Source organism: Streptomyces smaragdinus, from assembly GCF_009604385.1.
GTDB lineage: Bacteria > Actinomycetota > Actinomycetes > Streptomycetales > Streptomycetaceae > Streptomyces > Streptomyces smaragdinus.
This window is the reverse complement of sequence record NZ_WEGJ01000075.1, coordinates 1-12965: the sequence shown is the minus strand read 5'-3', so window position 1 is coordinate 12965 and position 12965 is coordinate 1. Positions and strand designations below refer to the sequence as shown.

Annotated in this window: 8 protein-coding genes; all 8 read right to left on the bottom strand. The window is 67.9% G+C overall.

Annotation, left to right across the window (positions count from 1 at the left end; all coding sequences use genetic code 11):
• Positions 1-266 precede the first annotated feature (266 nt).
• The 8 genes from SRB5_RS35210 to acnA all read right to left on the bottom strand — a co-directional run bounded on the left by SRB5_RS35210 (position 267) and on the right by acnA (position 12197).
• Entirely contained in the window at positions 267-1565 is a 1299-nt protein-coding gene (locus tag SRB5_RS35210) for a sugar ABC transporter permease (RefSeq protein ID WP_323379026.1), read from the bottom strand.
• On the bottom strand, positions 1562-2353 hold the full coding sequence (locus tag SRB5_RS35205) for an ATP-binding cassette domain-containing protein (protein WP_153457851.1): 792 nt from the start codon (positions 2351-2353) through the stop codon (positions 1562-1564). Before SRB5_RS35205 ends, SRB5_RS35210 begins: the two co-directional genes overlap by 4 nt.
• Positions 2354-2613: 260 nt before the next feature.
• On the bottom strand, positions 2614-3717 hold the full coding sequence (locus SRB5_RS35200; protein WP_153457849.1) for a sugar ABC transporter substrate-binding protein: 1104 nt from the start codon (positions 3715-3717) through the stop codon (positions 2614-2616).
• Between the two features lie 126 nt (positions 3718-3843).
• Positions 3844-5043 (bottom strand): ROK family transcriptional regulator, encoded by a 1200-nt coding sequence (locus SRB5_RS35195; protein ID WP_323379024.1) that lies wholly within the window; start codon positions 5041-5043, stop codon positions 3844-3846.
• Between the two features lie 245 nt (positions 5044-5288).
• On the bottom strand, positions 5289-6176 hold the full coding sequence (locus tag SRB5_RS37665) for a carbohydrate ABC transporter permease (RefSeq protein WP_323379023.1): 888 nt from the start codon (positions 6174-6176) through the stop codon (positions 5289-5291).
• A complete protein-coding gene (locus SRB5_RS35185; RefSeq protein ID WP_153457845.1) occupies positions 6173-7234 on the bottom strand; it encodes a carbohydrate ABC transporter permease in 1062 nt (353 codons plus the stop codon). Before SRB5_RS35185 ends, SRB5_RS37665 begins: the two co-directional genes overlap by 4 nt.
• Positions 7235-7241: 7 nt before the next feature.
• Positions 7242-8645 (bottom strand): N-acetylglucosamine/diacetylchitobiose ABC transporter substrate-binding protein, encoded by a 1404-nt coding sequence (ngcE, locus tag SRB5_RS35180; RefSeq protein ID WP_153457843.1) that lies wholly within the window; start codon positions 8643-8645, stop codon positions 7242-7244.
• A gap of 837 nt (positions 8646-9482) precedes the next feature.
• Complete coding sequence (acnA, locus tag SRB5_RS35175) at positions 9483-12197, bottom strand: aconitate hydratase AcnA (RefSeq protein WP_323379022.1); 2715 nt, start codon at positions 12195-12197, stop codon at positions 9483-9485.
• Between the last annotated feature and the right edge of the window lie 768 nt (positions 12198-12965).

Sequence of the window (12965 nt, the reverse complement as noted above, 5' to 3'; positions counted from 1 at the left end):
ACCCCCACAACCACCAACGGCCCACCCCACCGCCGACAACGCCCGCCCCCGCCGGCTACGCCAGCCCTGTCACCCCGAAACGGGCGGCCGTGGGTGGGCAACCGCCCCGCGCCGCAGGCGCGGGGAGCCGGCGGCGCGGCGCCCAACGCACCCGACCACCCGCCCCCGGCGGAAGCCGCCGCCCGGGGGGGCGCCCCCCAAACCCCAGGAACGCAGAAAACCCCGCCCGGGCGCAACGCGCCGAGGCGGGGTCCGCGGAACCGCGGTCAGGCGCGGCCCGCAGTCTTCTGCGTCCTGCGCGACACGGAGTCGATGATGACCGCCGCCAGCAGCACACCGCCGGTGATCATGTACTGAATCGAAGCCTCCATGTTCAGCAGCGACAGCCCGGTCGAGATCGACTGAATCACCAGCATGCCCAGCAGCGCCGACCACACCGTGCCCCGCCCGCCGAAGAGGCTCGTACCACCGATGACCGCGGCGGCGATCGCCAGCATCAGCGTGTTGCCCCCACCGGCCATCATCGTGGCGCTCGCGGTCTGACCCGCGAAGAACATCCCGCCGATCGCCGCGAAGCCGCCCGCGATCGCGAAGACGGTGATCCGGACCAGCTCGACGTTGATACCCGCACGCCGCGCCGCCTCGACCCCGCCGCCGACCGCGAAGACCTTCCGGCCGAACGACGTCCGCCGCAGGATGAAGTCGACGATCACCAGGCACACCAGGAAGATCACCAGCGCGTTCGGCACACCGGCCGAGCTGTTGAACATGACCGCCGCGGCGAAGGACACGATCGCCAGGGCGACGACCCGGATCAGGATCTCGCTGGTCGGCCGGAACGGCACACCGGCCGCCCGCCGCCGCCGCTGGTCCATGAAGGACCCCACGAGCAGCGAGATCACCGCGAGCCCCGCCACCAGATAGGCGCCGGCAATGTCCTGGTCCAGCAGGAAGGAGCCCTTCCCCAGCAGCTTGACCGGCCCGTCGTCCGACGGGATGTTGATGGTGCCGCTGGAGCCGAGCAGCCACAGCATCAGACCGTTCCACCCGAGGAAGCCGGCCAGCGTCACGACGAACGCCGGCACCCCTATCCGCGCGAAGAACCATCCGTGCAGCGCCCCGATCGCCACACCGGTGACGATCGTGAGCAGCAGCGCCAGCCAGGCGTCCATCCCGTGCCGTACGACGACCACCGCGAACACGGCGGAGGCCAGACCGCTGACCGAGCCGACCGACAGGTCGATCTCGCCGAGCAGCAGCACGAAGACCAGGCCGATGGCGAGCATGCCGGTGGCGGCCAGGTAGTAGGCGATGTCCGACAGGTTGTCGGCGCTCAGGAAGCGGTCGTTCTTGAGCTGGAAGATCACCGCGATGGCGATCAGGCCGATGACGACCGGGATGGATCCCAGCTCACCGCCCTTGACCCGGCGCTTGAAGTCCTTGAGGTAGCCCTTGAAGCCCTCTTCGCGGACGAGCAGCCGGGGGTCGACGGCGGCCGTGGCCACCGCCGCGGCGGTGGGGTCCTCGACCTGGGCCGGGACCTTGCTCTTGGTCAGGTCGGTCACTTTGCCGCCTCCGTGGTGCGACGCTCCGCGCGACGGGTCACGGCGTTGTCCGTGGCGCCCGTGATGGCGGCGATGATCTCTTCGTGGCTGGTGTCCTTCACGGGGAAGGTGCCGTTGTTCCGGCCCAGACGCAGCACGGCGACGGTGTCCGCCACCGCCTTGACGTCGGCCATGTTGTGGCTGATGAGGATGACGCCGAGGCCGCGCTCGCGCAGCCGCTCGACCAGGTCGAGGACCTGGGCGGTCTGCTCCACGCCGAGGGCCGCGGTGGGCTCGTCGAGGATGACGACCTTGGGCTCGCCGATCAGGGCGCGCGCGATGGCGACGACCTGACGCTGACCGCCGGAGAGGCCCGCGATGGGGATCCGGACGCTCGGGATACGGATGGACAGGGTGTCCAGCAGCTGGCGGGACTTCTGCTCCATGGTGACCTCGTCGAGGACGCCGCGGCGGCGCAGCTCCCGGCCGAGGTAGAGGTTGCCGACGACGTCCAGGTTGTCGCACAGGGCGAGGTCCTGGTAGACGGTGGCGATGCCGAGTTCCTGGGAGTCGTGGGGCTTGCTGACGGAGACCGGCCGGCCCTCCCACTCGAGGGCACCCTCGTCGATGGGATGGACGCCGGCGATCGCCTTGACCAGCGTGGACTTTCCGGCGCCGTTGTCGCCGACCAGTGCGACGACCTCTCCGGCGTGGACCTCAAGATCGACGTCGGTGAGGGCCTGGACCGCACCGAATCGCTTGGAGGCTCCGCGCAACGCCAGCACGGGCGTAGCGGACACGTGAATCATCTCCTTCGCCGCCTGACCGGCGGGGATGCCGCGTCCTGCGGGCAGGACGCGAGGGTTGTGCTAACGCACAGGATGTACGGAGTGGGGGGTGCGCCGTGGGGCGCGGACCCTGCGCTGCCCCGACCGGCCCCTGCCCCGTTCGCTCCCGCGGAGGGAAGGGAACGGGGCAAGGGCCGACGGGGAGGATGCCGGGTCCCGTCGGGACCCGTGAGGCGTGGTTTCCGGTCCGGCCGCCCCCGAGGGCGGCCGGACCGGGCCGGTTACTTGAGGCCGGCCTTGGCGCACGCGGCGGCGAACTCGCCGGCGCAGATCTCGTCGATCGTGTAGAGACCGTCCTTGACCACGGTGTCCTTGATGTTCTTCTGGGTCACCGAGACCGGGGTCAGCAGCTGCGCGGGGACCTTGTCGTTGGACCCGGAGGTGACCTCGGCGGTCGCGACGGACGAGATGTCCTCGCCCTTCAGCAGCTTGACCGCGAGCTCGGCGGCGGCCTCGGCCTGCGGCTTGAACGCCTTGTAGACCGTGGCGTACTGGGTGCCGGCGACGATCCGCTGGATGGCGGCGAGCTCGGCGTCCTGGCCCGTCAGGGTGAGGCTGCTGAGGCCCGCGCCCTTGAGGACGTTGGCGATACCGCCGGCCATGCCGTCGTTCGCGGAGTAGACGCCCGCGATGTTCTTCTTGCCCAGCTGGGTGATGGCGGCGGACATCTTCTCCGCGGCGACCGTGTCCTTCCACAGACCGGTCTGCTCGTAGGCGATGTCGACCTTGCCGTCCAGGGCGCCGTGCGCGCCCTTCTTGAACTGGGCGGCGTTCGGGTCGGCGTCGTCACCGTTGATCATGACGACCTTGGCCTTCGGGTCCGCCTTGTCGCCCATGCCCTCGAGCAGGGCCTCGCCCTGGAGCTGGCCGACCTTCTCGTTGTCGAAGGAGACGTAGGCGGACACGGGGCCCTGGGCGAGACGGTCGTACGCGATGACCTTGACGCCCTTGGAGGTGGCCTCCTCGACGGAGGACTTGATGGCCGCGGCGTCCTGGGCGCTGACCGCGATGACCTTGACGCCCTTGGTGATCATGGTGCTGACCTGCTGGGCCTGCTTGGCCGGGTCCGCGCCGGCGTTCGCGTACTCGACGGTGCAGTCGGAGCAGAGCTCCTTGACCTTGTTCTCGAAGTACGGCTTGTCGAACTTCTCGTACCGGGCGGTGGTGGTGTCGGGCAGCAGCAGGCCGATGGACTTGCCACCCTTGTCGCCGGAGCCGGCGGCCTTGTCCTTGTCGTCGTCGCCGGCCTTACCGCAGGCGGCTATGGACAGGGCCATCGAGACAGCGACCGCGCCGACGACGGCGCTACGAATCTTGGCGTTCATAAGAAGAGGAGTACCTCCCTGACGAGGCCGCGTCGCTGCGGCCGAGGTGGAGAGAAGTCAACTCGGCAAGCGCCATATCGTCAATAAGTAAATTATTAACGACATGGCAACGATGCCTTTTGTTCCTTACGTGAACGCAGGAACCTGGGATGGGATGATTCCGTCCAAAACGGACGTATCGCCCATTTCGCTCAGCACCAGGGCCAGCGCCCCGAGCACCTCCGCGCGACTGCCCAACGCCCCTCCGGCGAGGGCCAGTTGCCGGGCCGCGCTGGGGATCGCGTAGCGCGCGACGGACTCCCGGATGGGGTTGAGCACCAGATCCCCGGCCTCCGCGAGATCGCCGCCCAGCACGACCCGGCTCGGGTTCAAGAGATTGCACAAGGAGGCCACGCCGCTGCCGATGTGCCGGCCGACGTCGCCCACCATCCGGCGGCAGCCGGGGTCGCCCTCGCGCGCCAGCTGGACCATGCGTTCAACAGTCAGATCCGGGCCGTGGCTCGCCTCGAGGAGCGGCAGCACGTACCGGCCCGCGGTGAAGGTCTCCAGACACCCCCGGTTGCCGCAGCGGCAGACCGGACCCGACTCGTCCAGCGTGATGTGGCCGATCTCACCCGCCGTACCGCCCGGACCCCGGTAGATCTGCCCGTTGATCACCAGTCCGGCACCGACCCCGCTGGCCACCTTGATGTACGCCAGATCCTTCACGCCCCGTCCGGCACCCCAGACGAGTTCTCCCAGGGCACCGAGGTTGGCATCGTTGTCGACGTAGACGGGCACACCGAGGCGCTCGGCGAGGTCCTCACGCGGATTCGTGCCCGCCCAGCCCGGCAGGATGGACGTGGAGCCCAGCACCCCGGTGGCGACGTCGATCGGGCCGGGGACGCCCAGCCCCACGCCGATGGTCTTCTCGGCGGCCACCCCGGTGGCCGCGACCAGCCGCTTGACGAGGCTCTCGGCGCGGTCCAGCCCCTGCGCGGCGGAGGCGTCCACATCGATGGGCTCGGACTCCTCGGCCAGGATCTGATGGGCGAGGTTGCCGATAGCCACCCGCAGATGACTGTGCCCGAAGTCCACGCCGATCACGATGCCGGCGTCCCCGCTCAGCGACACCGCCCGGGCCCGGCGGCCGCCGGCCGAGGTCGGGGTGACGCTCACCGTGCCGCCGTCCTGCAGCTCACGCACGATGTTGGAGACGGTGGCGGCGGACAGCCCGGTGCTTCTGGCGATCTCCGCCTGGGTGAGCGATCCGGCCAGCCGTACGGCGCGTACGACCCGCTCGAGATTGGCCCGGTGCAGCGACGACTGCGAACCCGGAGTCTCCACGACCATCCACTCCCGCCTGGGACGGGGCGGCACGACGGCCGCCCGCCTCTCAGGGCACAGCGATGTGCCCCCTACTGTCTACAACTAGTGAAGTCTAGGCTCGGTGGAGGGTGATATCTGCGTCAAGACCTTGATGCGACTGTGACCCGGTATGGGGGGAAATTTAGTCTCTGGCGCACGCCGGCATACGACCGCCCGCCTGGGTCAACGGTTGTTGACCCAGGCGGGCGGTCGGACGGCGGAAGTCAGCGGAAGGTGCCCTGCGACACCGATCCGGCGATCCGGCGCTGGAAGAGGACGTACACGACCAGCACGGGCACGACGGTGATCACGATCGCCGCGAAGAGCGCGCCGTAGTCGATGTCGTAGACCTGCGAGGACGCGTAGGCAGCCATCCCCTGGGTCAGGACCCATTTGTTCTGGTCGGTGTTGAGCGCGACCGGCAGCAGGAACTGGTTCCACAGCCCCAGGAAGTTGAAGATCGCCACCGCGGCCATCCCGGGACGTGCCATCGGCAGCATCACCTGGAAGAACGCCCGCCAGTCACCCGCGCCGTCGATCAGCGCGGCCTCGTACACGTCGTTCGGCAGCGACCGGAAGAACGCGTAGAGGAAGAACATCGTGAACGGCAGTGCGAACGCGACATAGGTGAGGATCAGTCCCGGACGCGTGTTCAGCAGCCCCAGGTTCTGCAGCTGGAAGAACAGCGGGACGATCGCCAGGAAGACGGGGAACGTCAGCCCGGCCAGCATCACGTAGTAGATCACCCGGCGCCCGGGGAACTGGAACCGGGCGAGGATGTAGGCGCACATCGCGCCCAGCAGCATCACCAGGACCAGCGCGCAGGTGACGACGATCACCGAGTTGAGGAAGTACTTCCCGATGTTCGCGTCGGTCCACGCGTTCGTGTAGTTCTCGACCCGCCAGTGGTCCGGCAGCGAGAACGGCGACGACAGGATCTCGCCGGTCGACTTGAACGACGACATCAGTACCCACAGCATGGGCACGATCACGATGACGGACCACGCGATCAGCAGGACGTGCGAGATCACCGCGACGGTGCGGTCGCTGCCCGCGGCGGCCCGCCGGATCTTGCGGTCCCGGATCTTCCGGTCGGCGGTTACGGTGCTCACTGAGCGGCTCCTTCTGCTCGAGCACGCCGAGACTTGAGCCCACGCGCCTTCTCCATGCCGTCGCTCTCGCCACCGCCGGTCAGCCGGTTGACGAGGAACACCAGCGCCGCGAACACCAGGGTGACGACGGCGAGGACCACGCCCATCGCGGTGGCGTATCCGAACTGCTGCTGCCGGAAGGCGACGTTGAACAGCCGCTGGCTGATCGTCAGGGTCGAGTTGTCCGGCCCGCCGTTCGGCAGCAGCGCCTGTACGAAGACGAACGCGTCCAGCGCGGCGATACCCAGATAGATGTACGCCGTCTGCACGCTGTCCCGGATCGCCGGCAGGGTGACCGATATCGTCGTCCGGAACCGGCCGGCCCCGTCGATCCTGGCCGCCTCGTACAGCTCGGCGGGAACTCCCTTGATCGCCGCGATGAAGAGCACCGCGTAGAACCCGACGAGTCCCCAGACGAAGACGAACATCAGGGACGGCATCGCCGCCGATTTCTCACCCAGCCAGGCGAACGCCTCGAATTGATCGAGTCCGATCTTGGTGAGGAAACCGTTGACCAGACCGGCGTTCGGGTCGAACATCTGCGCCCAGATCAGACCGACGATGATCGCCGGCACGACGTAGGGGAAGAAGGAGACGATGCGGTAGAACGACGCACCCCCGATCCCTCGGACGGCGCCCCTGCTGGGGCCGCCCAGGGTCACGGCCACCGCGACCGCGAGGGAGAGCGACAGCGTCACGAACGGCACAACGGCCGCCAGCAACGCCACATTGCGCAACGCCTTCTGGAAGACGTCGTCCTCGAACATCTTGGTGAAGTTGTCCAGCCCGACGAAGTCGTACTCCGGGCTGAAGCCCCGCCAGTTGGTCATCGCCCAGAAGATCGCCTGAACGAACGGATACAGGACGAAGGTCACGAAGACGGCCAGCGGGACACCGAGGAACGCCAGGAAGAACGTCACCCGGTCGACGGTGAGTTTGCGGCGCCGGGGCCGCCCGCCGCGAGCGGCCGGCGTGGACCGGCGGCTCGCGGCTTCGGGGGTGGTGATCTTTTCTTTCATGGGGGTGCTAGCTGACCTCGAACTTCTCGATGGAGTCGTCCTTGGCGATCTTGTCGGAGATCTTCTGCAGTTCCTTGGTCAGACCCGCGGCGTCGAGGTCACCGGAGAGGAACGAGTTCCACGGCACCAGCATGTCGGTGTTGATGCCGTAGGCGCCGACGAACTTCCAGTCGAAGATGTTGTCGCCCGCGTCGGCGAGCATCTTCGACTGCGAGACCAGCGCCGTCGAGCCGTAGCCGTCCTCCGGCACCGTGCCCTTGACGATGGTCGGGGCCAGCTTGGTCTTGGAGAAGTTGGAGGCCGCCTCCTTCGACAGCATGGCCCGCAGCACCTCCTTGCCGCCGGCCGCGTTCTTCGCCGCCTTGGGGACGATGAACGGCTCACCCGCGGCCGCGTGCACGGCCTCGTAGGGCATCTTCGGGCTGGCGGTGAGCGTCATCTCCGGGATGCCGGTCATCTGGAAGTCGGCCTTGGTGGCGTCCTTCATCTCGTTCTCGATCCAGCCACCGGTCGGGTACAGGAGCGCCTTCTGGTCGTTGGACCAGGACGCCTGCGCCTTCTGGAACTGGGTGCCGGAGCCGCCGGGGACGAACATCTTCTCCTTGACCATGGTCTCCATGATCTTGAGGACGCCCTGGATGGCCGGGTGCGACCAGGAGTCCGGCTCCAGCTTCTCGAGGGCGATGCGGACCTCGTCGCCACCCTCCTTGATCGCCGAGTCGATGAGCAGCGTCTGGTAGTAGGTCGCGGCTTCCTTGCCGTGGACGAAGAGGTACTTGCCCTTCTTCTTCGCCTGGCGGCCGAGCTCGAGCGCCTCTTCCCAGGTCTTCGGCGCGGTCCAGCCGTTCGCGTCGAACAGCGTCTTCGAGTACCAGACGCCGTACACCGTCATGACGTAGTTCAGGCCGACGAACTTGCCGTTGAACGTACCGGGCGTCTTGACGCCGGCGTAGATCGTGTCGGCGATCTTCTGGCCCTCGTAGTTGTTGGCCTCGAGGACGTCGTCCAGCGTCTCGAGCTGGTCGAGAATGCCGAGGAAGCCGATCTGGTCCTCACCGGAGTTGTCGATGAGGTCCGGCGGGTTCCCGCCGACGAACCGGGGCTGCAGCTCCGGGGCGATGTCGACGACCGGCTTGACCTCGACCTTGACACCGGCGACCTGGGCCCCGATGACCTTGTTGGCGAAGTCGACGTAGTCGGTGCCGTAACCGCCGTCGAAGATGCACGCCTCGACCTTGGAGTTCTTCGCGACGCCGAACGGGTTCTTGTCCGAGGTCTTGCCCTTCGGACCGCTCTTCTCGTTCTCGTCGGAGGAGGGAGAGCTGCACGCGGCCGCCATCGATGCCATGGCTGCCGTCGCGATAGCTCCGCGCAGGAACATTCGCCTGTCGAGGCCGGTACGAGTGGTCATCTCTGCATCCTCACTGATCGAATGGATCTTCATGGGTTTGCTGCTTGTTCGGCCGTCGGGCCTGGACGGCGATGCGCTCGACACACCGTCTTTCGAGTGCGCCGTTCATGTGATTCTCCGCATGAGCTGGTGGCGAAGATATACACATCGGGGGCGTTTCGCCGTCGATTCGAAGCCGCTCGGCGGCACCGAGGGTGATCAGCTGAGCAATGTCGGAAATGCGGTCGCCGGGGTCGCGGCCGGAGCGACAGTCGTGCTCCTGATCAGATCGCGATGGCCTACGTCGGTGGTGGATCCCATGCTCAAGTCCTCACTCTCCACAGGCATCGCCGCGATCAGCTTGGTACTGGATCTTGCTGGGTGGCTCACCGGGGAAGGGTACGCACGGTCGGCCGTACGCCTCGACGCACACGCCACCCCCCGGATCCTCGGACGCACGTTCACCGTTCGCCTCCGGACGCGACAGGTATAGTCCACTTCCCGTCAAGTGGGCAAGATCGAATACCGGTTTGGTCGGCAGTCTTTCCCGAGTTGAGACCTGGACGCGACCCCAGGTGGTCCAGTGGGAGCGGTACCAGAACCCATGCGGCACTCGCGGCCAATGAGCCGTTCGGCGTAGTTCGTCACCACAATCCTGGTGGTGACAACGTTTCCTTGCGGTCATAGACGGGCAAAATCATGGGTCGCCCCGAGCCCGATCAGAGGCGCGGAAACGCGAACGGGGCCGCCCCGAAAAGTGGGACGGCCCCGTCGGCCGATGACGCATTCGCATCTAAATGCATGCGGCACCTAAAGGTGTTGCCTGTACTTGCACACGGCGCCTACAAGCGCACGTGATTACTTACGGATGAGCGACCGCAGCACGTACTGCATGATGCCGCCGTTGCGGTAGTAGTCCGCCTCGCCGGGCGTGTCGATCCGCACGACCGCGTCGAACTCCACGCCGGTGTCGGTGGTGACCTTCACCGTGCGCGGGGTCTCGCCGTCGTTCAGCTTCTCGACGCCCGCGAAGGAGAACGTCTCCTCGCCGGTCAGCCCCAGGGACTCCGCCGAGGCGCCCTCCGGGTACTGCAGCGGCAGCACGCCCATGCCGATCAGGTTCGAGCGGTGGATGCGCTCGTACGACTCGGCGATGACCGCCTTGACGCCCAGCAGCGCGGTGCCCTTCGCCGCCCAGTCGCGGGACGAGCCGGAGCCGTACTCCTTGCCGGCCAGGACGACCAGCGGGATGCCCTGGTCGATGTAGTTGCGCGAGGCGTCGTAGATGTACGAGACCGGCCCGTCGTCCTGCGTGAAGTCCCGCGTGAAGCCGCCCTCGGTGCCCGGCGCGATCTGGTTGCGCAGCCGGATGTTGGCGAACGTACCGCGGATCATGACCTCGTGGTTGCCGCGGCGCGAGCCGTAGCTGTTGAAGTCGCGGCGCTCCACACCGTGCTCGGTGAGGTACTTGCCGGCCGGGGTGTCGGCCTTGATCGCGCCGGCCGGGGAGATGTGGTCGGTGGTGACCGAGTCGCCCAGCTTCGCCAGCACGCGGGCTCCGGAGATGTCCGACACCGGCGCCGGCTCCATGCCCATGCCGTCGAAGTACGGGGGCTTGCGGACGTAGGTGGACTCCGCGTCCCACTCGAAGGTGTTGCCCGTCGGCACCTGCAGCGCCTGCCACTGGGCGTCGCCGGCAAAGACGTCCTCGTAGGACTTGGCGAACATCTCCTCGCCGATGGCGGAGGCGACGACCTGCTCGACCTCCTTCTCGGACGGCCACAGGTCCTTGAGGTAGACCGGGTTGCCGTCCTTGTCGGTGCCCAGGGCGTCCTTGGTGATGTCCGTCTTCATGGACCCGGCGATGGCGTACGCGACGACCAGCGGCGGGGAGGCCAGGTAGTTCATCTTGACGTCGGGGTTGATCCGGCCCTCGAAGTTCCGGTTGCCGGAGAGGACGGACACGACGGCCAGGTCGTGCTCGTTGACGGCCTTGGAGACCTCGTCCGGCAGCGGGCCGGAGTTGCCGATGCAGGTGGTGCAGCCGTAGCCGACCAGGTTGAAGCCCATCTTGTCCAGGTACGGCGTGAGGCCGGCCCGGTCGTAGTAGTCCATGACGACCTTGGACCCGGGGGCCAGGGTGGTCTTGACCCAGGGCTTGCGCGACAGGCCCTTCTCGACGGCCTTCTTCGCCACGAGCGCCGCGGCGACCATGACGTACGGGTTCGAGGTGTTGGTGCAGGAGGTGATCGCGGCGACCGTGACGGCGCCGTGGTCGATCTCGTACGTCGAGCCGTCAGGGGCCGTGACCGTGGTCGGCCGGGTCGGCACGCCGTTGGAGGCGGCCGGGGCGTCGGAGGCCGGGAAGGACTCCTTGCCGGACTCGTCGGCGTCGTCGACGTAGTTCAGGACGTCCGCCTTGAACTGCTCGGCAGCGTTCGCCAGCACGATCCGGTCCTGCGGGCGCTTGGGGCCGGCGATGGACGGGACGACCGTGGCGAGGTCCAGCTCGAGCTTCTCGGAGAAGTCCGGCTCGGCGGCGGGGTCCAGCCACAGACCCTGCTCCTTGGCGTACGCCTCGACGAGCGCGAGCTGCTGCGCGGGGCGGCCGGTGAGACGGAGGTAGTTGATCGTCTCGCTGTCGATGGGGAACATCGCGGCGGTCGAACCGAACTCCGGCGACATGTTGCCGATGGTGGCGCGGTTGGCCAGGGGGATCTGGGAGACGCCCTCGCCGTAGAACTCGACGAACTTGCCGACGACGCCGTGCTTGCGCAGCATCTCGGTGATCGTCAGCACCAGGTCGGTGGCGGTGGTGCCGGTCGGCAGCTCGCCGGTCAGCTTGAAGCCGACGACGCGCGGGATCAGCATCGACACCGGCTGGCCGAGCATGGCGGCCTCGGCCTCGATGCCGCCGACGCCCCAGCCCAGGACGCCGAGGCCGTTGACCATGGTGGTGTGCGAGTCGGTGCCGACGAGGGTGTCGGGGTACGCCTGGCCGCCGCGGACCATGACGGTGCGGGCCAGGTGCTCGATGTTCACCTGGTGGACGATGCCGGTGCCCGGGGGGACGACCTTGAACTCGTCGAACGCGGTCTGGCCCCAGCGCAGGAACTGGTAGCGCTCCTTGTTGCGGCCGTACTCCAGCTCCACGTTCTGCTGGAAGGCGTCCGGGGTGCCGAAGCGGTCCGCGATCACCGAGTGGTCGATGACCATCTCGGCGGGGGCGAGCGGATTGATCTTCGCCGGGTCGCCGCCGAGCTCCTTCACCGCCTCGCGCATCGTGGCGAGGTCCACGACGCAGGGCACGCCCGTGAAGTCCTGCATGATCACGCGGGCGGGGGTGAACTGGATCTCCTGGCTCGGCTGCGCCTGGGAGTCCCAGCCGCCGAGCGCCCGGATGTGGTCGGCGGTGATGTTCGCGCCGTCCTCCGTCCGGAGCAGGTTCTCCAGCAGCACCTTCAGGCTGTACGGGAGGCGGGCGGAGCCCTCCACCTTGTCCAGCCGGAAGATCTCGTACGACTCGTCACCCACCTGCAGTGTGCTGCGGGCGTCGAAGCTGTTCGCCGACACGACGTCTCCTTTTAGCTGTTTATGCGTTTCACCGCGAACCTGCCGGTACGCCCCACTCTCCGCTATGCGGGGCTGGGGGGCCACTCTTGCCGGTGCGGCGTCTCTTGTGGCAGATATCTCGATGTCGAGATAAACCCTACTCCATCGGTTCGCGCCGCGTGTCGCCTACCCACGTCGCGCGGCGGTGTGCTTCCGGCCGGTGGCCGTGGGTGTCGGTCTTTGGCTGCCGGTTGCGTCGGCTGTCGCGCATCCGGCCTTCGGCCGGAGGCCTCAAGCGCCGGCCGGGCTTTTCGGCGCTGGCGCGCCTCGCCCTCAAACGCCGGGCGGGCTGGATAGGGGGTCTCTCTCCGCTGTCGGCTCACTGCCGGGCGAGGGTGCACCTCGCCTTCAGCTGTGGTGCGCCGCAGTCCCGTCGTGGGTCGGGGCCGCCCGACACACCTACGCGCGTACTGCAGCGTCGTGGTCCATCCAGGCGCGTTTCCCGTACGCGCGCAGGCGTGTCGAACGTCCCCTTACTCCCGTACGCGGCTACCGGATTGTCCCCGGTCACCGCCCCCTCCAGCCCGCCAACCGTGGGGAACTCCCCCGAAGCACAGGCCCTCGAACGGTCGCCCCCGCAGTCGCCGGCCCGGCGGCGCGAAGCGCCGACGCCTCACTCCACACCCCCGGGGGCGCACAGCGCACCCACCCGGAAGCCGCGCCAGCGGCTTCCCCTCACTCCACACCCCAAGGCGCGCAGCGCCGACGCCCCACCCCAAGGCGCGCAGC